At 65.9% G+C, this 24,231-nt stretch carries 24 protein-coding genes and 1 pseudogene; 17 read left to right on the top strand and 8 right to left on the bottom strand.

Going from position 1 to position 24,231, the window contains the following annotated elements; all coding sequences use genetic code 11:
* From DFR67_RS18355 to DFR67_RS18330, 6 genes and pseudogenes are all read left to right on the top strand, one after another.
* A pseudogene (locus DFR67_RS18355) lies at positions 1-225 on the top strand (cytochrome ubiquinol oxidase subunit I); the annotation flags it as partial.
* A 1-nt stretch (position 226) separates the two neighbouring features.
* Entirely contained in the window at positions 227-1,486 is a 1,260-nt protein-coding gene (serB, locus tag DFR67_RS18350) for a phosphoserine phosphatase SerB (RefSeq protein ID WP_245938024.1), read from the top strand.
* 2 nt (positions 1,487-1,488) lie between these two features.
* On the top strand, positions 1,489-2,286 hold the full coding sequence (locus DFR67_RS18345; RefSeq protein ID WP_110470912.1) for an aminoacyl-tRNA hydrolase: 798 nt from the start codon (positions 1,489-1,491) through the stop codon (positions 2,284-2,286).
* A 9-nt stretch (positions 2,287-2,295) separates the two neighbouring features.
* On the top strand, positions 2,296-2,739 hold the full coding sequence (locus DFR67_RS18340; protein ID WP_110470911.1) for a cupin domain-containing protein: 444 nt from the start codon (positions 2,296-2,298) through the stop codon (positions 2,737-2,739).
* Positions 2,740-2,832: 93 nt separating this feature from the next.
* A complete protein-coding gene (locus DFR67_RS18335) occupies positions 2,833-3,663 on the top strand; it encodes an ABC transporter ATP-binding protein (protein ID WP_110470910.1) in 831 nt (276 codons plus the stop codon).
* Positions 3,660-4,463 (top strand): NUDIX hydrolase, encoded by an 804-nt coding sequence (locus DFR67_RS18330; RefSeq protein WP_110470909.1) that lies wholly within the window; start codon positions 3,660-3,662, stop codon positions 4,461-4,463. The genes DFR67_RS18335 and DFR67_RS18330 overlap by 4 nt, the downstream gene beginning before the upstream one ends.
* Before the next feature lie 14 nt (positions 4,464-4,477).
* Here the strand turns inward: DFR67_RS18330 and ligD are convergent, their stop codons facing one another.
* Positions 4,478-5,446 (bottom strand): non-homologous end-joining DNA ligase, encoded by a 969-nt coding sequence (gene ligD, locus DFR67_RS18325; protein ID WP_110470908.1) that lies wholly within the window; start codon positions 5,444-5,446, stop codon positions 4,478-4,480.
* 46 nt (positions 5,447-5,492) lie between these two features.
* On the opposite strand from ligD, the gene DFR67_RS18320 reads away from it, so the two are divergent.
* A complete protein-coding gene (locus DFR67_RS18320; protein WP_110470907.1) occupies positions 5,493-6,281 on the top strand; it encodes an enoyl-CoA hydratase-related protein in 789 nt (262 codons plus the stop codon).
* A 30-nt stretch (positions 6,282-6,311) separates the two neighbouring features.
* The gene (locus DFR67_RS18315; protein WP_110470906.1) at positions 6,312-7,277 is read left to right on the top strand and encodes a class I SAM-dependent methyltransferase; all 966 of its coding nucleotides are present in this window, start codon (positions 6,312-6,314) and stop codon (positions 7,275-7,277) included.
* A 74-nt stretch (positions 7,278-7,351) separates the two neighbouring features.
* Here DFR67_RS18315 and DFR67_RS18310 read toward each other — a convergent pair whose 3' ends face one another.
* The 3 genes from DFR67_RS18310 to DFR67_RS18300 form a co-directional block, all read right to left on the bottom strand.
* Positions 7,352-7,849, bottom strand: a complete 498-nt coding sequence (locus tag DFR67_RS18310; protein WP_110470905.1) for an FBP domain-containing protein — start codon at positions 7,847-7,849, stop codon at positions 7,352-7,354.
* A 261-nt stretch (positions 7,850-8,110) separates the two neighbouring features.
* Positions 8,111-8,872 (bottom strand): MerR family transcriptional regulator, encoded by a 762-nt coding sequence (locus DFR67_RS18305; RefSeq protein ID WP_110470956.1) that lies wholly within the window; start codon positions 8,870-8,872, stop codon positions 8,111-8,113.
* 145 nt (positions 8,873-9,017) lie between these two features.
* Entirely contained in the window at positions 9,018-9,782 is a 765-nt protein-coding gene (locus tag DFR67_RS18300) for an HNH endonuclease family protein (protein ID WP_342766741.1), read from the bottom strand.
* A gap of 36 nt (positions 9,783-9,818) precedes the next feature.
* Between DFR67_RS18300 and DFR67_RS18295 the strand changes: the two genes are divergently transcribed.
* Complete coding sequence (locus DFR67_RS18295) at positions 9,819-11,009, top strand: THUMP-like domain-containing protein (protein WP_110470903.1); 1,191 nt, start codon at positions 9,819-9,821, stop codon at positions 11,007-11,009.
* A gap of 87 nt (positions 11,010-11,096) precedes the next feature.
* Here DFR67_RS18295 and DFR67_RS18290 read toward each other — a convergent pair whose 3' ends face one another.
* On the bottom strand, positions 11,097-12,401 hold the full coding sequence (locus tag DFR67_RS18290; RefSeq protein ID WP_245938023.1) for a PQQ-binding-like beta-propeller repeat protein: 1,305 nt from the start codon (positions 12,399-12,401) through the stop codon (positions 11,097-11,099).
* Between the two features lie 99 nt (positions 12,402-12,500).
* Between DFR67_RS18290 and DFR67_RS18285 the strand changes: the two genes are divergently transcribed.
* Positions 12,501-13,247, top strand: coding sequence for an acyltransferase (locus tag DFR67_RS18285; protein ID WP_110470901.1), 747 nt, complete (start codon positions 12,501-12,503; stop codon positions 13,245-13,247).
* On the opposite strand, the gene DFR67_RS18280 is transcribed toward DFR67_RS18285, so the two are convergent.
* From DFR67_RS18280 to DFR67_RS18270, 3 genes are read right to left on the bottom strand one after another with little or no spacing between them, the layout of a single operon-like run.
* A complete protein-coding gene (locus DFR67_RS18280) occupies positions 13,234-14,520 on the bottom strand; it encodes a glycosyltransferase family 4 protein (protein ID WP_110470900.1) in 1,287 nt (428 codons plus the stop codon). The two genes, DFR67_RS18285 and DFR67_RS18280, sit on opposite strands and share 14 nt — an antisense overlap.
* Positions 14,517-16,040: a 1,4-alpha-glucan branching protein domain-containing protein gene (locus DFR67_RS18275; protein ID WP_110470899.1), complete on the bottom strand. Its 1,524-nt coding sequence runs from the start codon at positions 16,038-16,040 to the stop codon at positions 14,517-14,519. Before DFR67_RS18275 ends, DFR67_RS18280 begins: the two co-directional genes overlap by 4 nt.
* A gap of 26 nt (positions 16,041-16,066) precedes the next feature.
* Positions 16,067-16,870 (bottom strand): methyltransferase domain-containing protein, encoded by an 804-nt coding sequence (locus DFR67_RS18270; protein WP_110470898.1) that lies wholly within the window; start codon positions 16,868-16,870, stop codon positions 16,067-16,069.
* Positions 16,871-17,098: 228 nt separating this feature from the next.
* On the opposite strand from DFR67_RS18270, the gene DFR67_RS18265 reads away from it, so the two are divergent.
* From DFR67_RS18265 to DFR67_RS18235, 7 genes are all read left to right on the top strand, one after another.
* Positions 17,099-17,884 (top strand): electron transfer flavoprotein subunit beta/FixA family protein, encoded by a 786-nt coding sequence (locus DFR67_RS18265; protein ID WP_084894269.1) that lies wholly within the window; start codon positions 17,099-17,101, stop codon positions 17,882-17,884.
* A 47-nt stretch (positions 17,885-17,931) separates the two neighbouring features.
* Entirely contained in the window at positions 17,932-18,888 is a 957-nt protein-coding gene (locus DFR67_RS18260; RefSeq protein ID WP_110470897.1) for an electron transfer flavoprotein subunit alpha/FixB family protein, read from the top strand.
* 143 nt (positions 18,889-19,031) lie between these two features.
* Complete coding sequence (locus tag DFR67_RS18255) at positions 19,032-19,838, top strand: GNAT family N-acetyltransferase (protein ID WP_110470896.1); 807 nt, start codon at positions 19,032-19,034, stop codon at positions 19,836-19,838.
* A gap of 5 nt (positions 19,839-19,843) precedes the next feature.
* Positions 19,844-20,713 carry a lysophospholipid acyltransferase family protein gene (locus DFR67_RS18250; RefSeq protein ID WP_146240472.1) on the top strand — a complete coding sequence of 290 codons (870 nt, stop codon included), beginning with the start codon at positions 19,844-19,846 and terminating at the stop codon, positions 20,711-20,713.
* Positions 20,714-20,777: 64 nt separating this feature from the next.
* Entirely contained in the window at positions 20,778-21,998 is a 1,221-nt protein-coding gene (locus tag DFR67_RS18245; RefSeq protein ID WP_110470894.1) for a cysteine desulfurase family protein, read from the top strand.
* Positions 21,998-23,140: a tRNA 2-thiouridine(34) synthase MnmA gene (gene mnmA / locus DFR67_RS18240; protein WP_110470893.1), complete on the top strand. Its 1,143-nt coding sequence runs from the start codon at positions 21,998-22,000 to the stop codon at positions 23,138-23,140. The genes DFR67_RS18245 and mnmA overlap by 1 nt, the downstream gene beginning before the upstream one ends.
* The gene (locus DFR67_RS18235) at positions 23,137-24,150 is read left to right on the top strand and encodes a uroporphyrinogen decarboxylase/cobalamine-independent methonine synthase family protein (RefSeq protein WP_110470892.1); all 1,014 of its coding nucleotides are present in this window, start codon (positions 23,137-23,139) and stop codon (positions 24,148-24,150) included. Before mnmA ends, DFR67_RS18235 begins: the two co-directional genes overlap by 4 nt.
* Positions 24,151-24,231 lie beyond the last annotated feature (81 nt).

Below are 24,231 nucleotides of genomic sequence, written 5' to 3'. Positions count from 1 at the left end.
GAATGGGCAACCAGCTGCCCGCCGCCGCGGCACAACTTCACCGAGCTCCCGCGCATCCGGTCGGAGCGGCCTGCATTCGAGTTGCACTACCCGCATATGGTGGACCGCATGCGCGACGAAGCCCACGTGGGCCAGAAGAGTCACAAGGCCGAAGAGATCAAGGAAGAGCCGTTGACCGTCGGAAGTCACGAGTCGTCGGCCGAATCAGATTCCGGTTCGAACTGAAGTGACCACCGATATCAACCCCGGCCGCGCCCACACCGCGGGGCCGGAGGGTACGTCTGTGCTCATCACCGTCACCGGCCACGACAAACCAGGAGTGACCTCCGTCCTGTTCGGAGCGTTGTCGACACGCAACGTCAGCATCCTCGACGTCGAGCAGGTGGTCATTCGCGGGCGCCTCACCCTTGGTGTGCTCGTCCGATGCATCGGCGACAGCGAAGAGCTCCAGGAAGTCATCGAGCAGGCGATGGACTCGGTCGGTGTCGACGTCACGGTCGAGGTGGGCGCCGAGAACGGCGACCGCCGGCTCTCCACCCACGCGGTGGTGGTCCTCGGAAGCCCGGTCAGTGCAAAGAGTTTCAGTGCACTCGCCGGTGAGCTCGCCCGCCAGGGCGGCAACATCGATTCGATCCGGGGGATCGCGGACTACCCGGTGACCGGTCTGGAATTGCTGATCAGTGTCGACCGCGACAGCGTTGCCGCGGACGCCGCCCTGCGCAAGGGGCTGGCCGGAGTGGCCAGCAAGTTCGGCATCGACGTCGCGGTCGAGCGCGGTGGCCTGGCCCGCCGGGCCAAACGTCTCATCGTCTTCGACGTCGATTCGACGCTGATCCAGGGTGAGGTCATCGAGATGCTCGCCGCTCGTGCCGGCCGCGAAGCGGAGGTTGCAGCGGTGACCGAGGCCGCGATGCGCGGCGAACTCGATTTCGCCCAGTCGCTGCATGAGCGCGTTGCCGCCCTGGCCGGACTCGATGTGTCCGTGCTCGACGAGGTGGCCGGCGAACTGGAGTTGACGCCAGGTGCGCGGACGACGATCCGGACCCTGCATCGGATGGGCTATCACTGCGGCGTGGTCTCCGGCGGGTTCCGCCAGGTCATCGAGCCACTCGCTCACGAGCTCGAACTCGACTTCGTCAAGGCGAACACCTTGGAGATCTCCGAGGGCAAACTGACCGGCAGGGTGGTGGGCGAGGTCGTCGACCGCGCCGGAAAGGCCAAGGCTCTGCGCGCTTTTGCCGACAGCGTCGGAGTGCCGATGGAACAGACGATCGCCGTCGGTGACGGTGCCAACGACATCGACATGCTGACGGTCGCCGGACTCGGTATCGCGTTCAACGCCAAACCTGCGCTGCAGGAGGTGGCCGATGCTGCTCTGTCGCACCCGTTCCTCGACGCCGTGCTGTTCATTCTCGGTGTAACCCGGGATGAGATCGAGGCAGCCGATGCGATCGACGGCGTCATGCGTCGGGTACCGCTCAACTGATCATGGATCCTGACCCGTTCGACTCCTCGCAGGCGCAGCCAGCCCAGGCTCAGCCGTCAACGTTCGCGGAGAGGTTTGCTCGCCTGGTCGAATACATTGGCGGGCACAGTGATCCGCCGGATCCGGGCAAGGTGCTCGCCATGCAGATGGTGCTGCACATCCCGAAGGCGGAGCAACCGGATCGCACAGATCTGCTCAATGCCGCGGCATCGGCGGTCGCACTGCTGTGTCTCGACGAGCGCAGTGGCGGCGACGGCCCGTGGGCCGGGCCCATGGACGCCTGGTGTGATGCGCGGATCAGGAAAATCGCCCGGCGTGCGCGCGGGGCACACTGGGAAGCGGCGCAAGACGTTCCAGGAGTGACGGCGACCTGTGGGACGGCGATGGCCAGAGCCATCGTGCCCGGTCCGGTGGGGGAGACCGACAAGCGAATAGCCCGTCTGCAGATCGGGGGTACGGAAATCTCCGGGGACACCGCAGGCAGTCCGACCACGGACGGCCCGGTGCTGTGGGTGAACCCGACGCTGGAGATGACCGTCGGGAAGCTCGCGGCGCAGGTCGGTCACGCCTCGATGCTGGCCGTCAAACTGATGGATCAAAAGTCGGCCGAGCAATGGTTTTCGGCCGGATGCCCGGTCTCGGTTCGTGACGCATCCGCGGGCAACTGGGATCGGCTCCTGGCAGCGGATGCCGTGGGAACGGCGGTCGCGGTCCGGGACGCGGGGTTCACCGAGATCGCGCCTGGTTCGGTGACCGTGATCGCCGAGACGAGTCGCGGCGAAGGGCCGACGCCGGACTAATCTGGGCCCATGACACAGCTGCCGGATTGGGCCGTCGACCTCGGACTGGAACCGCACCCCGAAGGGGGTTTCTATCGGCAGACGTGGGTCAGCGACCTGACCATTCCCACATCGGCGCTACCCGACGGGTATCCCGGAGAGCGCTCCGCCGGGACGGCGATCTTGTTCCTGCTCCTGCCCGGCCAGCACTCTGCGTGGCATACCGTGCGCAGCGCCGAGATCTGGCTGCATCACCGGGGATCTCCGGTCACACTCGGCTTGGGTGGCCAGGGCAGCGCACCGGTGAACGAGCACACGGTGCTGGTGGGTTCCGATGTTCTCGCCGGGCAGCACCCGCAGTACGTCGTGACGCCGGGCCAGTGGCAACGCGCCACCCCGCGCGGAGACGAACCGTCGTTGGTGAGTTGTATTGTGGTGCCCGGCTTCGATTTTGCCGATTTTGCGATGGGCTGACCTTCGGGTACAGCCGCATACTCCGATCGGCGGATTTGGCGACACTCTCGGCATCGGACGGTCAGTTCTGTCGCGGTGCGGCACGATAGGGGGGTGCGTGAAACGGATCCAGACCTACTGATCGACTTCGAGGACGTGGCGTTGCGGCGCGGCGGGAACACACTCGTCGGGCCCATCTCCTGGAAAGTCGAACTGGACGAACGGTGGGTCATCCTCGGACCCAACGGCGCGGGCAAGACATCGCTGATGCGGATGGCCGCCGCCGAGACCCACCCCTCCAGCGGCAGCGCCTTCTTGCTCGGTGAACCCGTCGGCCGGACCGAGGTTCGTGAGCTGACCACCAGGATCGGTGTGACTTCCGCTTTGCTCGGTGAGCGGATTCCGGAGCGGGAGATCGTCAGTGATCTCGTCATCTCCGCCGGCTACGCGGTGCTCGGCCGTTGGAAAGAGACGTACGACGACGTCGATCGCGATCAGGCGCTCGAAATGCTCGAATCGATGGGCGCCGAGCATCTTGCCGACCGCACCTTCGGCACGCTCTCGGAAGGCGAACGCAAACGCGTGCTCGTCGCGCGTGCCCTGATGATCAACCCAGAATTGCTGTTGCTCGATGAGCCCGCCGCCGGCCTGGACCTCGGCGGACGCGAGGAACTGGTGGCCCGGCTCGCGGTCCTGGCGGCCGACCCCGACGCCCCGGCGACCGTCCTGGTGACGCATCATGTCGAAGAGATCCCGATCGGGTTCACTCACGCGATGTTGCTCAAGGAGGGTCTGGTCGTGGCTCAAGGCCTGATCGAAGACGTCATCACCGCCGAGAACCTGTCGAGTGCGTTCAGCCAGTCCATCGCTCTGGACAAGGCCGATGGCCGGTTCTTTGCCCGGCGGGCACGTGCCGCAGGCGGACACCGGAGGCGCGCCGAATGACGTTCACCATCGTCGACGACCCCGAATCAGTGCCCATGCGGGACGCGGCGACCGTAGTGCTCGTGCGGGCCGGGGAAAGCGCGCCCATCGAGGTGTTCCTGATGCGGCGGGTGAAACAGATGGAGTTCGCCGGCGGCATGACCGTGTTCCCCGGCGGTGGTGTCGACCCCCGCGACGCCGAAGTCGACCTGGCCTGGACCGGACCCGACGAGCACTGGTGGGCGAAGCAGTTCCACACCGAACCTGCGACTGCCCAGGCGCTGGTCTGCGCGGCGGTCCGCGAACTCTTCGAAGAATGCGGCGTGCTCTTGGCCGCGCGGCACGACGGCAGCTTCCCCGACACGTCGCAACTGACCGCAGAGCGTGCCGGGCTCGTCGACAAGTCGCTGTCGTTTGCGCAGTTCCTGCGCGAGGCCGGCCTCTCGCTGCGTGCGGACCTGCTTCGCCCGCTCGCGCACTGGATCACCCCGCTCGGAGAGAAGCGTCGCTACGACACACGGTTCTTTCTCGCCGTCTTGCCGGAGGGACAGACTGCTGACGGTGAGACCACCGAGGCGTCCGAGACCGGTTGGGCGACCCCGCAGGCGGCGATCGCGTCGTGGGATGACGGAAAGCACTTCTTACTGCCACCAACCTGGACCCAGTTGAAGGAACTGTCGAAGTACGACAGTGTCAACGACGCACTTGCTGCCGACCGGGTGGTCGAGAGCATCACCCCGAACTTCGTATCCACCGGAGAAAAGGTTCGGATCGAGTTCGACGGCGAAGAGGAATACCGTCGGGTCAACGATCTCTTCTGACCAGGGAACCCTGCTCAGGCGTCGGGATCAGGTGTCGGTTCGGCACCTTCGCGTTCGTCGCGGTCGGCCCACTCGAGCAGGGTGTCGAGACGGTAGGCGCGATCGTCGATCTCCGCGTGTAGATCGCCGAGTTCGGCGAAGCGATCGGGCACCGTCGCGATGGTCAGACTCGGCGGGTCCACGTCGTCGATCTCGTGCCAGGTGATGGGCGTGGAGACAGTGCCCTCGGGGTTGCCGCGTACCGAGTAGGCACTGGCAATCGTGTGGTCGCGGGTGTTCTGGTTGTAGTCGACGAACACGGCGCTGGGGTCGCGGTCTTTGCGCCACCAGGTGGTGGTCACCTCACTCGGAGCCCGGCGCTCGACTTCTCTGGCGAAGGCATGAGCGGCGCGGCGGACGTCGGCGAAACCCCACTCGGGTTCGATGCGCACGTAGATGTGCAGGCCGGACCCGCCGGACGTCTTCGGGAAACCGCGTATGCCGAGTTCGTCGAGGACCTCATTGGCGACGTGCGCGGTGCGCCGCACCTTGTCGAAGGAACAGTCGGGCATCGGGTCGAGGTCGATCCGCCACTCATCGGGTTTCTCTGTGTCGAATCGCCGCGAGTTCCAGGGATGGAACTCGACGGTCGACATCTGCACCGCCCAGATCACGCTGCCGAGCTCGGTCACACAGACTTCGTCCGCTGTCCTGCCGAACCGGGGAAAGTAGATGTTGACGGTCTCCAGCCAGTCCGGTGCGCCGGCCGGGATCCGTTTCTGGTGGACCTTCTGTCCGGCGACACCCTTGGGATAGCGGTGCAACATGCACGGTCGGTCCCGCAGGGCCCGCACGATCCCGTCGCCGACCGAGAGGTAATAGTTGACGAGGTCGAGCTTGGTCTCACCGCGAGCCGGAAAGTACTCGCGTTCGGGGCTCGACACCCGCACCACGCGGCCACCGACCTCGATCTCGACTGCCTCACCGTGTGGGGTCGCTGCCATCCCCCGACAGTAGGGGATCACCGGTGCACCCGGTAGCCTGCGGGACATGCCTGAGTTCGTGACGTTGCAGACCTCTGACGAGTTCCCCGGGGTCGGGACCATCCTGCTGAACCGTCCGCCGATGAACGCGCTGAGCCGCCAGGTCCAGGCCGAGTTGGCCGAGGCCGCGCGGGAGGCGACCGTGCGCGACGACATCAAGGCGGTTGTCGTCTACGGCGGCCCGAAGGTCTTGGCTGCGGGCGCCGACATCAAAGAGCTCAACGACCTGACGTTCGCCGAGGTTCGCAAGGTGGCGGGCCGACTGCAAGCCGACCTCGGTTCCATCGCGGCCATCCCCAAACCGACCGTCGCGGCCATCACCGGTTACGCACTGGGCGGTGGACTCGAGGTCGCACTCGGTGCCGATCGCCGGATCGCCGGCGACAACGCGAAACTGGGTGTCCCCGAGATCTTGCTCGGCGTGATCCCCGGTGGTGGAGGCACGCAGCGCCTAGCCCGCCTGATCGGCCCGGCAAAGGCGAAGGACCTGGTGTTCACCGGTCGTTTCGTAGGTGCCGCAGAAGCTCTGGAGATCGGCCTCGTGGACGAGGTCGTCGCGCCGGACGAGGTCTACAACGCCGCGCTCAAATGGGCGTCGAAGTTCAATGGCGCAGCGAGTGTCGCGCTCGCCGCGGCAAAGGCCGCCATCGACGAGGGCCTCGACGTCGACCTCACCACCGGACTCAAGATCGAAGAGCATGTCTTCGCGGCGTTGTTCTCCACCGATGACCGCAAAATCGGGATGGCATCCTTCGTCGAGAACGGCCCGGGCAAGGCCGAATTCACCGGCAAATAGCCTCCCTCTACGGAAAGTGGTTGTAGACCCATGACTTCGTCTCCCAGCGATCCCGCTCCCAATCCGCACGCCAGTGCCGACGAGGTGCAGGCGGCGCTCAAGGACACCAAACTCGCCCAGGTGCTCTACCACGACTGGGAAGCCGAGACCTATGACGACAAGTGGTCGATCAGCTACGACGAACGTTGCATCGATTACGCCCGTGGCCGGTTCGACGCGGTGGCCGGGGACCAGCCCCTGCCGTACGAACGCGCTCTGGAACTTGGTTGCGGCACAGGGTTTTTCCTGCTGAACCTGATGCAGGGCGGGATCGCGACCAAGGGATCTGTCACCGACCTCTCGCCGGGCATGGTCAAGGTTGCCCTGCGTAACGCCGAGAATCTCGGCCTCGACGTCGACGGCCGCGTTGCAGACGCCGAGACCATTCCATACGACGACAACACCTTCGACCTCGTCGTGGGTCACGCGGTGCTGCACCACATCCCCGACGTCGAGAAGTCGTTGCGCGAAGTGCTGCGCATCCTCAAGCCCGGCGGCCGCTTCGTGTTCGCCGGTGAACCGTCGACCATCGGCGACTTCTACGCCCGCTGGCTCTCCCGTGCCACCTGGGCTGCGACCACCAACGTCACCAAGTTCGGACCGCTGCAAGACTGGCGCAGGCCGCAGGCGGAACTCGACGAATCCTCCCGCGCCGCAGCGCTGGAAGCAGTCGTCGACATCCACACCTTCGACCCGGCCGATCTCGAGGCGATGTCGCGGTCGGCAGGCGCGGTCGACGTCAAGACCGCGACCGAGGAGTTCGCCGCCGCGATGCTGGGGTGGCCGGTGCGTACCTTCGAGGCCGCGGTGCCGCCCGAGAAGCTCGGGTGGGGATGGGCCCGCTTCGCCTTCGGTGGCTGGAAGCGGCTCACCTGGGTGGACGAGAACATCTTGCGAAAAGTGGTGCCGCCCAAGTTCTTCTACAACGTGATCGTCACCGGCACCAAGCCGAACTGAGATCCGTCTGAAGGCACAGAAGAAGAGACCCCCACCATCTCCGGTGGGGGTCTTTTTCGTCTTGGTGCGAGCGATCAGACGTCCTCCGCGGACAACGCATTGGAAACGAACGCCTCGACGCGTTGCCTTAGTCCTGCCACGGCCTCGGCTCGCAACGCCTCGAGGTCGGTGGCTTTGTGAAAGGCCGGCGGTAGGCGGCGAGCGTTACGCGGACAGCTGAAGTCCTCGCACGCGAGGACGCCGATCGTGTCGCCGCGACGCCCGGCCTGCCCAGCCCGGCGGGTCGAGAACATCACTGCCACGCTGGTGAGGTTCACGTCGCGACACCAAGCGCACATCGCTCGCCTTTTCGGTACAGCGTCGGCCTGGGTCAGCAGCAGCGTGACGAGGTCGCCCTGATGGGGCACACAGATGTACCCGCGGCGCGGGATCTTGCGGTCCCGCCATCCGTAGAAATCGAGTGCGTCGAAATCGGTGTCGGCGAAATCGGTCGGTAAGGTGACCCGCTTGATCTCGCTGCGCGTCGCGCCACGAAATGAGTCGATGATCTGTTGGTGAGTGAGGTGCTGCATGGTGCATCCATCCCGGCAAGCACTGCTGATACGCAATACCTGCCATCGGAGAGCCGCGTCCGTGACGCGGTGAGTCGAATCCCCGACCGAGTCGGGGCGAGGACATGGCTACGCAGCCGACCGGCACGGACGGCTGCGGGGCGCGGTCATCTCGATGCGGCGCGCGGGGCGCCGGCACCTGCTTCGTCTCGATGGATCACGTGGCCACCGTACCGCGGGGCGAGACGGTGATGCATCTCCATTACCGACCGCTGCCGGCCATCACTCGAGCATCGCATCGGCATAGACGGCCATCGCGTCGCGGTAGTACTCCGCGAGGCCGGTGGCGATCTTGTCGTAGGTCGCGGTGAACCGCGGATCATCGACGTACATGTCGCCGAGGCACTTGAACGCTGTGGCGTCCGGAGTCCACATCGTGCAGATCGTCCGGTAGGCCGCATCGATCTCTGCCTGAACCGCGGGATCACCGATGTCGGTTCCGGCGCCCATGAGTTCGGCCATTCGGATCATCGCAGCGGTCTGCTCCTGCTGCAGCCGCTCGACGTCCGCCGGGGTCATCGCCGCGGTGCGCTGCTTCGACTCCTGCCACTGCTCGGGCCATCGCTGCCTGGCCTCCTCGTCGTACTCGGTCGGGTCGAATCCCTCGAAGAGATTCTCGGGCCTGTTGATGCGCGACATGTTGCTGTCTCCTGCATGGTTTTCAAGTTCTTCGATGGTGCGGGCGACGGTGTGTGCCACCCGGGTCAGTCGGTCGCGTTCGGTGAGCAGTCGCTGGTGGTGGCCGCGCAGGGCCTCCGCCGGATCGGACTGCTCGTCGAGAATTGCCTTGATCTCGGTGAGTCCGAGATCGAGCTCCCGCAATACGCGAATCTGCTGGAGCCGCAACAGATCACTCTCGTGGTAGTAGCGGTAACCGTTGCTCTGCACACCGGCTGCCGGGAGCAGCCCGATGTCGTCGTAGTGACGAAGGGTCCGCGACGTCACCCCGGACATCCGGGCGACCTCCACGATCGACCACGACATGCGACCACCTCCCACCTGAACTCGGCCGGAATCTCCGACCATCATGACGGTAGAGGTTGACGTTGCGTGAACGTCAAGGCCGATTTTGGTGGGTTCTGGCGACCGCCACCTGGGCGAACGGTCGCCGAAACCCACCAAGATCGGGTCAGCAGGTGGCCAGCGTCCTCGCCATGGCGTCTTTTTCGGCAGCGGTGACCCAGAGCCCGTAGTGAGCCTTCACCGCGATCTGTCTGCTGACGTAGGTACAGCGATAGGCCTTGTTGGGAGGCAACCAGGTGGCGGCGTCGCCATTGCCCTTTTTCTGATTGGTCGGCCCATCGGTGGCTTGCAGGTTGGCGGGATCATTGGCGAAGTCGGTGCGCTTGGCTCTGTCCCACTGCGCGGCGCCCTTCTGCCAGGCGTCTGACATCGCGACCACGTGGTCGATCTGGACGGCAGGAGAGGTCTTCTCGCCCCGCATGAAGTCGATGGTCTTCCCGGAATAGGGGTCCAGGAGGATCCCGGAGAGCACCACGCACTCCCTGGACCCCGGTTTGACGGTGATGGCGGTGAGGTCGCGCCGCAAGACGTCGTTGCGGGTGTCGCACCCATTGCGACCCTGGGCAACGGTGACGTCATCGGTCCAGGCCTGCCCGAACTCGCTGCGTTCATAACCGGTTTTCGGGGCGCGTCCCTTGACATCGAGCGTGTCGAGTTGGGCTTGCGCCGTGGACGGTGAGACCGGCGTAGTCGGTGATGAGAGCGGGGGAGCGGGAGCCGACGTCGTCATCGACGGTGCCTTACCCTGCTCGCCCCCGCCGGTGTTCACGCCGATCCAGGTCAGGCCCGCGATGGCCACCACCACGATCAGTGCCACCGGCCCGGCGGCCCGGCCACGCATACGGCGGGATCGGGGTTTGGGTCGGTTCACGTTCTCCTCTTGGCCGGCATCGATACTGTTATACCTGTGGGATACGACTTCACCATCGACGACGTCACGTTTCTGCGGTCGGATTCCGGACGCAGCGCTCTGGCGTACGCCGATTCGCTTGTCCTGCAACCGGACACGATGCTCGCCGACATCGGAAATCTCTCTCGGAGATTCCCGGAACACCAGGCGGCGTTGGTGGAGACCGTCACGTGTCGTCGGAAGGCGGTCGGAAAGCTGCGCCATCCGGATCGGTTGTTGCTGACCGCTGATGCCCTGCAGCAGGCGACCGCGTTCCAGGTCGCCGAACACCGCGCCGCCGAGATAGCGGACCGGTATCCGGACGCGACCGTGCACGATGTCACCTGCTCCATCGGCGCCGATCTCGCCGCCCTGACGGCGGCCGAAGGCATCGCCGGAGCGATCGGCAGCGATCTCGACGTGGTCCGGCTCGCGATGGCCGCCCACAACGTCCCGGCCGCGACGCTGGCCCGTGCCGATGCGCTGACACCGACGAGCAACGCGGATGTCGTGATCGCCGATCCGGCCCGCCGCAGTGGAGGCAGACGCAGCTTTCGGATCGAGGACACCGAACCTCCGCTCCTGGAGGTGCTCGCGGTGTACGCGGGCAGGCCACTCGTGGTGAAATCAGCGCCGGGCGTGGACTATCGGCTGCTGCGGGACCGATACGGATTCGCAGGCGAGGTGCAGTTGGTGTCGCTGAACGGGGGCGTTCGGGAGGCCTGCCTCTGGTCGCAGCCGAGCCCCGGTGTACGCCGCCGCGCAACGGTGATCCGTACGGCTGGAACGAGTTTCGAGATCACCGACGCCGCGGATGATGCGGCAGACGTCGATGACGCCGGCACCTGGATTCTCGACCCCGACGGTGCGGTGATCCGGGCCGGCCTGGTCCGGCATTTCGCGCAGGCGCACGGGCTGTGGCAACTCGATCCCCAGATCGCCTATCTCAGCGGCGAGGAGTTGCCGCCGGGGGAGCGCGGCTGGCGGGTCATCGAGCAACTCGGCTTCTCGGAGAAAAATCTCAAGCGCCGCCTCGCCGAGTTGGAGTGCGGAACTCTGGAGATCACCGTCCGTGGCATCGATCTGGACCCGGATCGGTTGCGTAAACGGCTCAAGCTCAAGGGTTCACGATCGCTCGCTGTGGTGATCACGCGTATCGGCAGGGCCGGGGTCATGTTCATCTGCGAGTCCGGAGTTCGGCAGAGCTAGCCGGCAGTCACAAACCCAGCTGGTGCAGGCAAACCCACCTGCTGCAGCACGTGGGTTTGCCTGCAGAACCTGGGCTTGTGGGACCGGCTACTGCTGCTTCGGCACGTCGTAGAAGTAGACCTCGCCGAGGTTGGTGGCGGTGGCGACCTGTCCGGAGGCCGACACCGCGACCCCGGTGGTGAAACCGACCGAACCCGGTATGGCAAGTGAGCGTTTGGTGGTTCCGTCCGCGGCGTTGAGCTCCATCAGGGTGAGCTCGTCCTCGTTGGGCTCGCGCACCACGGTCCAGGCGGTGCCGTAGTTGGTCAACGCGGACAGACTGACCGACCGCAGATCGTTGCGCTGCCACACCGGAACCGCTTTGTCGCCCTCGTCTTTGAACGCCCTGACCGGTGAGTCGAGAACGCCGGTGGGAATGAGCAACCCGTCCGGTGTGATCGTCATCGTGGCGAAGCCGTAGTTGTCGACGAAGTAGTCCCACTTCGGGGTTCCGGTCAACGCGTCCAGTGCATAGATGCTGCCGAGGCGATTGAAGACGTACACCGTCCGGCGGTCGGCAGACAGGGTCGGCGGTCCGATGACCCCACCGGGGATCTCGGTCTGCCACGATTCGCGGATGTCGCGGCCACCGTCTCGCTCGGCGTACTCGTAGCTACGCACTCCCGACGCGATGGCACCCTCGGGCCAGTAGTTCAGATAAAAGCGTTCTCTGTCGGAGTCGACGGCGGGCGGCGCCTGCACGGGACAACGAGGACCGCCCGACACACAGTCGCCGAGACCGTAGAGCGGTTGGTTCGGATCCGCGTCGGGGCGAAGCGCAACCCCGGGTGCCGCGAGTTTGCCGGTCTGCGAATCGAACAGCAGGATCTGGCCGAGGTGACTGACCATCAGCACCAGCCCGGGTGCCGCGAACTTCGCCGAGAGTGGCACCCCGATCGTGCCGAAGCGCCAGCGGACATCGCCGGACCCGGTGAGCCCGAAGAAGGTGCCTGCCTCCCCGAGGTAGATGTTCTCGTACTGATCGACCAGCATTGCGTTGAGCTCGACACCGTCGGCGAGGTTCTTGCAGAAGTTCTTCCGGCCGGCGCGGGGGTCGAACAGGAAGGTGTTGCACCCCGACTCGGTGCCCGCGGTGACGCCGACGCTGGAGCGGCCGGAGATCGTCAGCGGCGCCGAGATCGGTCCTCCGACCGGCCGCGACCAGGACAAGCTCAGTTCATCGCTGACCTCGGGGTAGACGAAGTTCGAGTTCTGGGCGTTTCCGCCGAAGCTCGACCATCCCGCACTCGGGATCGAACGAACGTCGTCGACGCCGTCCGAGCAGGAGCTGATCAGCACCGCGAGCAGTGGCACCAGCACCAACAGGGCGCGTGTGGTGGTCCGGCGGCGCATCGTGCTCCTCATCGTCACTCGCACTTGCTTCGATCGCCCGTGAGCCTATCGCGAACGACCGGCACGACCCGGAAACGGTGTCGATTAGTGTTCCTAGACATGACGAGCATGTGGAATGCCCCGCTGCATCGCCGATGGCGGGCAGGTCGGCGCCGCGACAAGGCGCAGGCCAGGTTCCTGACCCGGGAGTCGTTGCGGTGGGTGATCGCCAATCGGGCGTACTCGCCCTGGTACCTCGTACGCTATGCACGCCTGCTGCGATTCCGGCTGGCCAACCCGCATGTGGTGCTGCGGGGAATGGTGTTCCTGGGCAAGGACGTCGAGATCCACGCGACCCCGGAGTTGTCGCGGATGGAGATCGGGCGCTGGGTGCACATCGGTGACGGGAATTCGATCCGCTGCCACGAGGGCTCCCTCAAGATCGGCGACAAGGTGGTGTTCGGTGAGAACAACGTCGTCAACACCTACCTCGACATCGAGATCGGGGCTTCGACGCTGGTCGCCGACTGGTGCTATATCTGCGACTTCGACCACAAGATGGACGACATCACCGTCGCCATCAAGGATCAGGGGATCGTCAAGGGGCCGGTGAGAATCGGGCCCGACACGTGGGTTGCCGCGAAGGTCTCGGTGCTGCGTAACACGGTGGTGGGCCGCGGATGCGTGCTCGGTTCGCATGCCGTCGTCAAAGGTGTGATCCCCGACTTCTCGATCGCCGTCGGTGCCCCGGCGCGGGTGGTCAAGAATCGTAAGGACGACTGGGCCACCAATGCAGAAGAACGTGCCGAACTCGAACGCGCCCTCGCCGACATCGAGCGTAAGAAGGCTGCCGCTAGGGGAGAGTGATGTCGACCGGTTTCGCCGGATCTCGTTCGGGTAGGGGGCGTTCGACGATGTTCGGTCGTCCCAGTGGCCGACGGATGCGCCGTTTGGCACCGAGATACACCCCGGCGGTGCGCTGGGCGACCTGATTCCACGCGAACCCCTCTGCGACTCGGTGGCGAGCGGCGATCGCTCGGTTCTGGGTGGCGTCCGGATCGGAGAGGGTGCCACGGATCGCGGCGGTCAGACCGGTGACGTCGCCGGGAGCGAAGCTCATCCCGGTGACCCCGTCGGTGACCGCTTCGCCGAGACCGCCGGCGGTGGAGGTCACCAGCGGCGCTCCGGTCGCCGCTGCCTCCAGTGCGACGATCCCGAACGGTTCGTACCGGCTGGGGAGCACGATGGCGTCGCAGCGATGCAGGAGTGTGGTCAGGCCGACGCGGTCGACGCTCCCGACGAAGCGAACCGCCCGCGAGACCCGGTGCTTGCGCGCCACGTCCTGCAGCCAGGCCAGCTGTGTTCCGTCACCGGCGACGGTGAGCGTGGTGCCGGGATGTGTCCGGCGGACGCGGGCGAGCGCTGCGATCGCGTCCTGTAGGCCCTTTTCGTATTCGAGTCTGCCGGCGAAGAGGAGCTCCGGTCCGGAGTTTGTGGGGGTCCGTGCGGCGAACGGCCAGGCGTCGATGTCGATGCCGTTGTGGATGGTGTGGATCTCGGACAGTTCGGGTCCGAACAGCCTGTTCACCTCATCGTGCATCGACACCGAACAGGTGATGAGTGCATCTGATTCGGCGGCGAGCCACCACTCGACCGAGTGGACTTGCTTGTTGACCCGGCCACTCACCCAGCCGCTGTGCCTGCCGGCCTCGGTGGCGTGGAACGTGCTCACCAGGGGCACGTCGAAGTGTTCGGCGAGTGCTATCGCGGGGTGTGCCACCAACCAGTCGTGGGCGTGTACGACGTCGGGGATCCAGGGGCCTTTGGCGCCGAGGTTCTTGGAGTCGCCGAGCTTCAAACCTGCTCGGATGAGCGAGTGACCCATCGCCAGCACCCACGCCATCATGTCTTCGCCGAACACGAAGTGTGGGGGATCTTCGGAGGCTGCGATCACGCGGACGCCTTCGCAGGCGCGGTCGCTGCCGGGGTGGCTCAAACCGTCGCTCCCACCGGGTTGACGGGACAGCACCACCACGTCGTGGCCGGCGCGGGCCAACTCCACCGCGAGGTGGTGGACATGACGACCGAGACCGCCGACCACCACCGGCGGGTATTCCCAGGACACGATCAGAACTCTCATACGGCGCCCATCCTGCGTGCATCGAGGCCGGCGAAAAGGTTGTCTGCGATGTTCCACCGCGCGGAGAGGTCGTTTGCGAGACCCTCTCTGCCGCGATCGGCGGCATCGCAGATCTCTCGGGTCGCGTGTGCGTGGGTGTACATCCGGTTGCGTGCGTAGTCGGCGGCCGTGTCCTTGGAGACCATGAACGGCCAGTCCGACGAGGCGGTCAGGAGTGCCTCACGCAGGATCTGATCGCTGACCCGGTCACGTGTGACGTCGCCGCGGCCCCGGCGCTTGTCGACGGTGGCCAGTGCGCTCTGCACGACTTCGGCGTTGATCTGGACCAGATCTTCGACCTCGGGTCCGTTCCACACCCGCCAATCCTTGCCCGATCCCCATGACGATTTCGGCAGAGCCGCAGGTGCACCGACGAATCCTTGCTCACGCGCAGCCCGTAACGTGCCGACCCGGATGCCTGCTTCCGGGAGCGCACGCAGCACCGCCTCGAGCCATTGCGGCCCCTCGTGCCACCAGTGTCCGAACAGCTCGGTGTCGAAGGCGGCGACGACCAGTGCCCCTCTGCCGATGCGGGCGCTCTCGTCGATCAGGCGGGCGCGGACGCAGTCCACGAAGTCGGCGACATGGCGCGACAGCACCGCCTGCGTGCGTTGCGGTTCGTAGGGTTTCTTGTCGGCGCCGGCGACCCCACGGCCCGTGACCCGGGCGGGTTTGAGCCCGAAGAGATGGTCGTAGGTGTGAAAGTCGCGGTACGCCGGGTGGCCCGGATATCCGGATTTCGGAGACCAGACCCGGTAGGACACCTGCAGGTCGCGGCCGAAGGCGACGACGTCGCTCTCGTGTACCGGTCGGCCCAGCGAGGTGTCCCCGTGCAGCGCAGGGCCATCGACCATGAAGTGGCCGACACCCGCCCGCTGGTAGTCGGTCTCCATCCCGGGCGCGTAGGCACATTCCGGCGCCCAGATACCGGCGGGTGTGGCGCCGAATCGCTGCTGGGAGTCGGCGAGACCCTCCCGCAACGAGAAATCACGCAGTCGTGGATCCAGCAGCGGCCCGAAGGGATGCGCGAGTGGCCCGCCGAGCAGTTCGATGGTGCCCGCGTCGACCATCGAACGGATCAACGCAGAACCGCCGTGGCGCCAGTGTGTTTCGAAATCGACGAGTGTCGCTGCCGCGGAACGGTATTCGCGTAGGCCCAGGTCGTTGATCGTCGACGCCGACCGGGCGGTGGTGCCCGCCTCGTCGCCGGCCACCGCCGCCTCGCTCGCCCGCAGCTGCCAGTCGCCCAGCCACTGGTGCATCGAGGAGAGGCAGTGCGGATCGTCGAGCTGAGCGGCGAGCACCGGCGTCACCCCCAGGCTCAGTTGGTCGGTGAAACCGTCCGCAGCCAGCCTGCGCAACGCCGCGAAGACGGGTTGATAGGAACCCGCCCACGACTGGTACAGCCATTCCTCGCCGACGGGCCATCGGCCGTGGTTCGCGAGCCAGGGCAGGTGCGAGTGCAGCACCAACGAGAACATTCCCGGAACCGCGCGACCGGTTGTGGTCAAGGCTTCACCGCGACGAACAGCAGATCCAGACTGGTGTCGAGGTCGTCATCGTCGATGTCGAAGTCCGCGGTCCGGATGGCCGCGACATCGGCGGTCAACTCCGGCGGCCATGGCTGCCCCGACAATGCGCGCTCGATTTGAGCATCGATGAACGACCCGCCCCAGGTCGCATCGAACTCGCGCAGGCGTGTGCCGTGCGACACACCGAGTGCCTCCGTCACGACGAAACCGGACGCGGTGACGAGCGCACGTAATTCCGCCGGATCGAGCTCGCGAGTGTGGAATGGATTGAGCGGGGTGTCGCGGCCGGGGGAGAAGGTGATGCGGTTCGGCGTCGAGATGAGCAGCTCGCCGCCGGGGCGCAGCACCCGCAGGCACTCGCTGATGAAGGCCTGCTGATCCCACAGGTGCTCGATGACCTGGAAGTTGACCACGGTGTCGACGGAGGAGTCCGGTAGTGGCAGATCGATCAGGTTGGCCTGGTGAATTGTCACATGCGGGTAGCGCGACCGGGTGTGTTCGACTGCGGATAGATCGTAATCAACGCAGGTCACGGCGCTCGCGACGGTCGAGATGAGGTTGGCTCCGTACCCCTCGCCCGACCCGGCCTCGAGCACGGCGCGGTCCCGGCACCGCTCGAGGATGTACTCGTACGCCACCTCGTGACGCCGAAACCAGTAGTTCTCCTCGGCGATGCCCGGCACCGTTCGTTCGCCGGTCAGCGCTAGCGTTTCGGGCTCTGGCTCCATCGTCTGCGGAGTAGAAATGGTGTCGTGTGGTCCACGAGGTCCTCTGGCCATGGGGGGAGCCTAGTGGGCGGTGAACGAGACCTGAAGCATCAGCTAGAACCGGAGTACAGAACCTGGGACGGCGAGGGCGAATGTGACGCACCTCATTCCGGGCGTAATCTGGTGTTCGACCTGGCATTAGGGCGCGCTAAGGTGGGTAAGACCCCGGAGTACTTACCGCTTAGTAAGTTCTTTTCGGTAAGTTGTCCAGAACCCTACGCAGGAGGTCGACGAAGACCCATGACAAACATTGTCGTTCTGATCAAGCAGGTCCCTGACACCTACTCCGAGCGCAAGCTCAGCGATGGTGACTACACCCTCGATCGTGAAGCTGCCGACGCCGTACTCGACGAGATCAACGAGAAGGCCGTCGAAGAAGCGCTGAAGATCAAAGAAGCGGGCGAAGGCGAGGTGACGGTGCTCGCAGTCGGACCCGACCGCACCACCGACGCCATCCGCAAGGCCCTGTCGATGGGCGCCGACAAGGCGATCCACATCAAAGACGACGCGATCCACGGCAGCGACGCCATCCAGACCGCGTGGGTCATCGCTCGCGCCCTGGGCACCGTCGAAGGTGTCGAGCTGGTCATTGCAGGCAACGAGGCAACCGACGGTCGCGTCGGCGCAGTGCCCGCGATCATCGCCGAATACCTCGAACTGCCGCACCTGACCCACATGCGCAAGCTCAGTGTCGACGGCGACAAGCTGTCCGGTGAGCGTGAGACCGACGAGGGCATCTTCCACCTCGAGGCCACACTCCCGGCCATCGTCAGCGTCGGTGAGAAGATCAACGAACCTCGCTTCCCGTCCTTCAAGGGCATCATGGCTGCGAAAAAGAAAGAGGTTCAGGTTCTTTCGCTCGCTGACATCGGTGTAGAAGCAGAAGAGGTCGGACTGGCCAACGCCGGTTCGACGGTCACCAGCTCGACCCCGAAGCCGCCGAAGACCGCGGGCGAGAAGGTTGTCGATGAGGGTGACGGCGGCACGAAGGTCGCCGAGTACCTGGTCGGCCAGAAGATCATCTGACCCCCGGCCACACCCCCTATCGACCACAGTCCCAAGGAGTAACCACCATGGCTGAAGTACTTGTCCTCGCTGAGCTGGACGCCGAAGGTGCCCTGAAGAAGGTCACCTCTGAGCTCATCACCGCTGCCCGCGCGCTGGGCAGCCCGTCGGTCGTCGTCGCGGGTAAGCCCGGCACCACCGACAGCATCGCCGACGCCTTGAAAGAAGCAGGCGCCGAGAAGATCTACGTCGCCGAATCCGACGACGTCGCCGGCTACCTGATCACCCCGCAGGTCGACATCCTCGGCACCGTCGTAGAGCAGGCATCGCCGGCCGGTGTGATCGTGGCCGCGACAGCGGACGGCAAAGAGATCGCCGGCCGTCTTGCCGCACGCCTGGGATCCGGCGTGCACGCCGACGTCATCGAGGTGAAGGAAGGCGGCGCCGGGGTCTACTCGATCTTCGGTGGCGCATTCACCGTCGAGGCGACCGCCGGCGGCGACGTCCCCGTCTACTCGGTCCGTCCGGGCGCCGTCGAGGCCGCCCCGCAGGCAGGCGCAGGCGAACGTGTCGACATCGAGGTGCCCGGTGCACCTGAGAACGGCGTGAAGATCACCAAGGTCGAGCCCAACGTCGGTGGCGATCGGCCCGAGCTGACCGAGGCCACCATCGTGGTCTCCGGTGGCCGCGGCGTCGGCAGTGCCGACAAGTTCTCGGTCGTCGAGGATCTCGCCGATTCGCTCGGTGCAGCCGTCGGTGCCTCACGCGCCGCTGTCGACTCCGGGTACTACCCGGGCCAGTTCCAGGTGGGTCAGACCGGTAAGACGGTTTCTCCCCAGCTGTACGTTGCGCTCGGCATCTCCGGTGCCATCCAGCACCGCGCCGGCATGCAGACGTCCAAGACGATCGTGGCGGTCAACAAGGACGAAGAGGCCCCGATCTTCGAGATCGCGGACTTCGGCATCGTCGGTGACCTGTTCAACGTCGCCCCGCAGCTGACCGAAGCGGTCAAGTCGCGTAAGTGACCCTGCTCGGCTCGTAAAAGCCCGAACACCGGAAACGACCCCTCGACCTCGTGTCGGGGGGTCGTTTCCTGTTCATCCACCTTGCATCGACGCGTCACGCCGTCGCTGCCGCGAGGTCCAACTGGCTCTATACACCTGTGCCCATGAGGACATCCACGTCACTTAGTTCAGCCGCACTGGTTTCCGGCACCACCTACAGCCTCTATCTGAGCACCGACGTCCGCGACATCGACACCATCACCCGGTTGCGATACCGCGTCTTCGCGGACGAGCCCGGGTTCGCCACCGCGATGTCGGGCGTGATCGACGGTCGCGATGCCGACCGTTTCGACGAGCACTGCGATCACCTGATCGTGCGCCACAACCCGACGGATGAGGTTGTCGGTTGTTACCGGTTGCTGCCACCGCCTGGTGCCATTGCCGCCGGAGGCCTTTACACGGCAACAGAATTCGAGCTCGGCGAACTCGATGCGATTGCGCCCCAAACGGTGGAGATGGGCCGGGCGTGTGTGGCGGCCGAGCACCGCTCAGGTGCAGTGCTGGCGTTGATGTGGGCGGGGATCCTCGTCTATCTCGAGCGCACGGACTACCGCTACCTGATGGGCGCGACGTCGGTCCCCGTCCTTCGGGATGTGGACGGCGGCATCCCGGGCTCCCAGATCCGCGGAATCCGAGATTTTGTCTCCGAGCGCCACCGCGGGCCCTGGCAGGTCACACCCCGCCGGTCTGTGCTGCTCGACGGCAAGTCCCTGGACGAGATTCCGGCTCCCGCGCGGCTGTCGTTCCCGCCCCTGCTCACCGGATATCTGCGGATGGGAGCCTGGATCTGCGGGGAGCCCGCCCACGACCCGGACTTCGGGGTGGCCGACTTCCCGACGGTGCTCGATCGCAGGAGAGCCAACACGCGGTATCTGGAGCGACTGCGCCAGATCACGGCGGGCGCGCGATAGTGCGCGTGCGGGCAGTGCACGGCTGGTTCCCGGCCAGCTCCTGCGACAACAGCTGCATCGCCGACGAGTCGGTGGCCGGTCGGGTACGACAGGGGTGGCGGGTGTTCGCGCTGCTGACCACTGCGGCGGTGGTGCTCTCGGTGGGCATGGTCATCGGCGTTTTGCCTCGCAGTGTCCGCGCGCGGTATGTCCGCACCTCTGCCCACCTGTTGATCAGCTCGCTCGGCATTCGGATCCAGGTCAGCGGTCACCGACCCCAGGTCAGCGGTCACCGACCGGGCGACAGGGCGCGGCCGGGCCACGCGATGATCGTGTCCAACCACATCTCGTTTCTCGACGTGCTCGCGATCGCCTCGGTGAGCCCGGCTCGGTTCGTCGCCAAAGCGGAGCTGGCCGCCTGGCCGGTGATCGGTGTCATCACGCGCAGGCTCGCGGTGATCCCGATCAGGCGGGAATCGTTGCGCGATCTGCCCGCAGTCGTGCACACCGCCCGCGACGGTCTGCTCGCAGGCGACTCCGTCGGCGTGTTCCCCGAGGGCACCACACGGTGCGGGCGCGGTGGGGGCCGTTTCCGGCCCGCACTTTTTCAGGCAGCGGTCGATACGGGGGTCCCGGTACACCCGGTGGTGGTGAGTTTCCACACATCCACCGGCAGCCTGAGCACCGCGGCGTGCTTCATCGGTGCCGACGACATCGGGGACACGATGCGCAGGGTCCTGGCGGCGAAGGGCCTCGTCGTCCGAATACGGATGTGCGAGCAGCAGCTTCCGGGCGACGACCGGCGTGAGTTGGCGTTGCGCTGCGAGCGAGCCGTGTTCGGCCACCCTGCCATGCTGACCTCGGCGAACACCGGCTCGGTGGCGCTCGCTGCCTGATCGCGGCCTCGCGCGTACCAGGGGGAACAGAACCACCTACCGATGTGGTTATCCTTGATTAGTTATGTTCCCAGCCGATCGAAACCCGATTTACCTCGACCACGCCGCCGCGACCCACATGGTTCCCGCCGCAGTCGTGGCGATGAACCAGATCCTGGGCACAGCCGGCAATGCCTCTTCGCTGCACGGTTCGGGACGTCGGGCACGCAGACAACTCGAAGAATCTCGTGAGTCGATCGCCGCGTCGTTGGGTGGACGCCCTTCCGAGGTGATCTTCACCGGCGGTGGCACCGAGAGCGACAATCTTGCCGTCAAGGGCATTTTCTGGGCCCGCAACAAGCCCGATGCGGCTCGCCCGAAGGGCAGGCCGCGCATCATCGCGTCGGCCATCGAGCATCACGCGGTACTGGATCCGGTGCTCTGGCTCGCCGACTCCGCGGGCGCGGAGGTGACGTGGTTGCCGGTCGACAGTCGCGGATTCGTCGCCCCCGCCGAGCTGCGAGCCGAGCTCGCCGCACATGCCGACGAGACTGCTCTGGTCAGTGTGATGTGGGCCAACAACGAGGTCGGCACCATTGCGCCGGTCGCGGAACTGGCCGCGATCTGCCGTGAATTCGACGTCCCGATGCATTCGGACGCCATTCAAGCTGCTGGTCACCTACCGATCGATTTCGCCTCCAGCGGACTCTCGGCGATGAGCGTGGCAGGCCACAAGTTCGGCGGTCCGCACGGAATCGGTGCGTTGATGCTGGGCCGCGATGTCGAGTGTGTGCCCCTGCTGCACGGTGGTGGACATGAACGCGATGTCCGTTCTGGCACTCCCGATGTGGCAGCTGCGGTCGGGATGGCTGTGGCGCTTGATCATTCGGTTCGTGAGCTGGCGACTGCGATGCCTGCGGTCGCGGCGCTGAGGGACAGGCTTTTCGACGTGCTGATGCGATCGACTGATGACTGTGTCATCAACGGTCCGCTCGGCGACGACAGGTTGCCAGGGAACGTGCACGTCTCGTTCCCCGGCTGCGAGGGTGACTCTTTGCTCATGTTGCTCGATGCCAACGGCATCGAGTGCTCCACCGGATCGGCGTGCACGGCAGGGGTGGCGCAGGCGAGTCATGTGCTGACCGCGATGGGCGTCTCGACCGCCCGCGCCCGCAGCTCGCTGCGTTTCTCGCTGGCCCCATCGACCACCGCCGAGGAGATCGACGCCGTCGGAGCGGTCATCGGTGAGGTGGTGTCGCGGGCACGGGCGGCAGGTATGGCGACGGCGATGGCGGGAGAACGCTGATGCGGGTTCTGGCGGCGATGAGTGGCGGAGTCGACTCCGCTGTGGCGGCAGCTCGGGCCGTTGACGCCGGTCACGATGTGGTGGGGGTACACCTCGCGCTGTCCACGGCCCCGGGCGCTCTGCGCACCGGTTCGCGGGGGTGCTGTTCGCGTGAAGACGCAGGCGATGCGCGCCGAGCCGCCGACGTGCTCGGGATCCCGTTCTACGTATGGGATTTCGCAGACCGCTTCAAAGACGACGTCATCGATGAGTTCGTGGCGGCCTATGCGGCCGGCCAAACCCCGAACCCGTGTCTGACGTGCAACGAGAAGATCAAGTTCTCGGCACTGTCCGAGCGCGCGGTCGCGCTGGGCTTCGACGCCGTGGCAACCGGTCACTATGCGCGGCTCGACAACGGTGAACTCCGCCGGGCGGTCGACGAGGACAAAGACCAGTCCTATGTGCTCGCAGTGTTGACCCCCCAGCAGCTGTCGCGAGCGATGTTCCCGATCGGCGACACCCCGAAGGACCAGATCCGCGCCGAGGCGGCTGCCCGTCAGCTCTCGGTCGCCAACAAGCCTGACTCCCACGACATCTGCTTCATCCCGACGGGCGACACCCGGGCGTTTCTCGGCGCCACGATCGGTGTCCGGCCAGGGAAGGTCGTCGATGCCGACTCCGGCGCCGAACTCGGTGATCACGAGGGTGTGCACGGTTTCACGATCGGCCAGCGCAAAGGCCTGGGCATCGACGCACCGGCCGCGGATGGCAAGCCCCGCTACGTCACCGAGATCGATCCGGACTCCGGCACGGTCACAGTGGGATCGTCCGAGCACCTGCAGGTGTGGACGATTGTCGCGCGCCGTGCCATCTGGACCTCGGGTACGACACCGACCGAGCCCTTCGAGGCGATGGTGCAGGTCCGGGCACACGGTGGGCTCGCGCTCGCCGACGTCGAACCACTGGACGGCGACGGCACCGACGGTGTGGAGGGTCCCGCCTTTCGGATCAGGCTCCGCAGCCCGCTGACCGGAGTTGCGCGCGGGCAGGCGGCCGTCCTTTATCGGCCGGATGCCGAGGCGGGGGATCTCGTGCTCGGCAGTGGCCGGATCGCGGTCACCGGCTCGGTCCCGGGCGAACTCGCCACCAGCGCGGGCAAGTGAGCTCCATCCCGGCGGGTACCGGGACCGGTGTCGGATCGATGCCGGGACTCGACCCCTTGCGCGCCGCCGAGATCAGCGTCGGCGAATGCGAGTTCGCATTCCTTCCCGAGTTACCTGCACGTGGGCTCGGGGCCGACATGGTCGGTCGCGCGGCGGCTCTGCTCGTGGACATGCCGATGGACTACGCCGCTTCTGGGTATCGACTATCGACCAGGCAATCAGTGATGGGCCGGCGCAGCCGCGACTTCCTCAGTGCCGATCTCGATGCCTTTGAAGAGGTCTGGGAGCGCGCGGGTCTGCGGGGCACGGATCGCACGGTGAAGGTGCAGGCCTGTGGTCCGTTCACGCTCGCCGCGTCGGTCGAACTCGCGCGTGGACACAAGATCTTGCATGATCGCGGGGCCTGGACCGACCTCGTCGAATCGCTCGCCGAAGGCCTCCGGGTGCACGCCGATCAAATGGAAAAACGGACCGGCGCCGCGGTCGTCGTGCAGATCGACGAACCGATGATCAGCCGGGTGATCGAGGGTTCGGTGACTCCGCTGACGCGGTTCAACGTCATCAACCCGATCCCGGAGCAGGTGCTCACCGAACAGTTCGACAATTTCATCACCGTGGTCGACAGGCCGGTGATCTTGCACGATTGTTCGACGACTGTGCCGTGGAACCTACTGGCACGCACCCGTTTCACCGGCGTCAGCGTCGATCTTGCGCAGATCCGGACCGCAGATCTCGACGGCATCGGGCAGCTTCTGGACGAGGGCAGGGACGTGATCATCGGGGCGGTGCCGGGTACCGCTCCCGAACCCTCACCCGCGGCCGAACAGATCGCCGCCTCGTGCGCAGAACTGACCGACCGCATCGGACTGTCGCGCAAAGTGCTCGCCGAGCATGTCCTCATCAGTCCGGCCTGTGGACTGGCCGGCGCGGACGAGAAATGGGCCAAGACCTCGCTCGCGCTCTGTTCGACTGCGGCACAAGGACTATTGGCCGATCCGAACGCGGTCTGAAGCAGCGCCGGGAACATTTCGCGGCCGGGTCGACTCTGACCTGTATGAGCTACTACGAACGGGCCTGCGGTCGGCCGTCGA

It is taken from the genome of Williamsia limnetica (assembly GCF_003217475.1).
Taxonomy (GTDB): domain Bacteria; phylum Actinomycetota; class Actinomycetes; order Mycobacteriales; family Mycobacteriaceae; genus Williamsia; species Williamsia limnetica.
The sequence above is the reverse complement of the archived record's forward strand: the minus strand, read 5'-3'. Positions and strand labels throughout refer to the sequence as shown.

Excerpts from the sequence above, each read along its gene's own strand:
- DFR67_RS18255 (WP_110470896.1), top strand. The coding sequence starts at position 19,032 with ATGAGGACATCCACGTCACTTAGTTCAGCCGCACTGGTTTCCGGCACC.
- DFR67_RS18310 (WP_110470905.1), bottom strand. The coding sequence starts at position 7,849 with ATGCAGCACCTCACTCACCAACAGATCATCGACTCATTTCGTGGCGCG.
- DFR67_RS18340 (WP_110470911.1), top strand. The coding sequence starts at position 2,296 with ATGACACAGCTGCCGGATTGGGCCGTCGACCTCGGACTGGAACCGCAC.
- DFR67_RS18270 (WP_110470898.1), bottom strand. The coding sequence starts at position 16,870 with ATGGCCAGAGGACCTCGTGGACCACACGACACCATTTCTACTCCGCAG.
- DFR67_RS18330 (WP_110470909.1), top strand. The coding sequence starts at position 3,660 with ATGACGTTCACCATCGTCGACGACCCCGAATCAGTGCCCATGCGGGAC.
- DFR67_RS18315 (WP_110470906.1), top strand. The coding sequence starts at position 6,312 with ATGACTTCGTCTCCCAGCGATCCCGCTCCCAATCCGCACGCCAGTGCC.
- DFR67_RS18275 (WP_110470899.1), bottom strand. The coding sequence starts at position 16,040 with ATGTTCTCGTTGGTGCTGCACTCGCACCTGCCCTGGCTCGCGAACCAC.
- DFR67_RS18345 (WP_110470912.1), top strand. The coding sequence starts at position 1,489 with ATGGATCCTGACCCGTTCGACTCCTCGCAGGCGCAGCCAGCCCAGGCT.
- DFR67_RS18290 (WP_245938023.1), bottom strand. The coding sequence starts at position 12,401 with ATGCGCCGCCGGACCACCACACGCGCCCTGTTGGTGCTGGTGCCACTG.
- DFR67_RS18245 (WP_110470894.1), top strand. The coding sequence starts at position 20,778 with ATGTTCCCAGCCGATCGAAACCCGATTTACCTCGACCACGCCGCCGCG.
- DFR67_RS18305 (WP_110470956.1), bottom strand. The coding sequence starts at position 8,872 with ATGTCGTGGTCGATCGTGGAGGTCGCCCGGATGTCCGGGGTGACGTCG.
- DFR67_RS18265 (WP_084894269.1), top strand. The coding sequence starts at position 17,099 with ATGACAAACATTGTCGTTCTGATCAAGCAGGTCCCTGACACCTACTCC.
- DFR67_RS18280 (WP_110470900.1), bottom strand. The coding sequence starts at position 14,520 with ATGAGAGTTCTGATCGTGTCCTGGGAATACCCGCCGGTGGTGGTCGGC.
- DFR67_RS18320 (WP_110470907.1), top strand. The coding sequence starts at position 5,493 with ATGCCTGAGTTCGTGACGTTGCAGACCTCTGACGAGTTCCCCGGGGTC.
- mnmA (WP_110470893.1), top strand. The coding sequence starts at position 21,998 with ATGCGGGTTCTGGCGGCGATGAGTGGCGGAGTCGACTCCGCTGTGGCG.
- ligD (WP_110470908.1), bottom strand. The coding sequence starts at position 5,446 with ATGGCAGCGACCCCACACGGTGAGGCAGTCGAGATCGAGGTCGGTGGC.
- DFR67_RS18285 (WP_110470901.1), top strand. The coding sequence starts at position 12,501 with ATGACGAGCATGTGGAATGCCCCGCTGCATCGCCGATGGCGGGCAGGT.
- DFR67_RS18260 (WP_110470897.1), top strand. The coding sequence starts at position 17,932 with ATGGCTGAAGTACTTGTCCTCGCTGAGCTGGACGCCGAAGGTGCCCTG.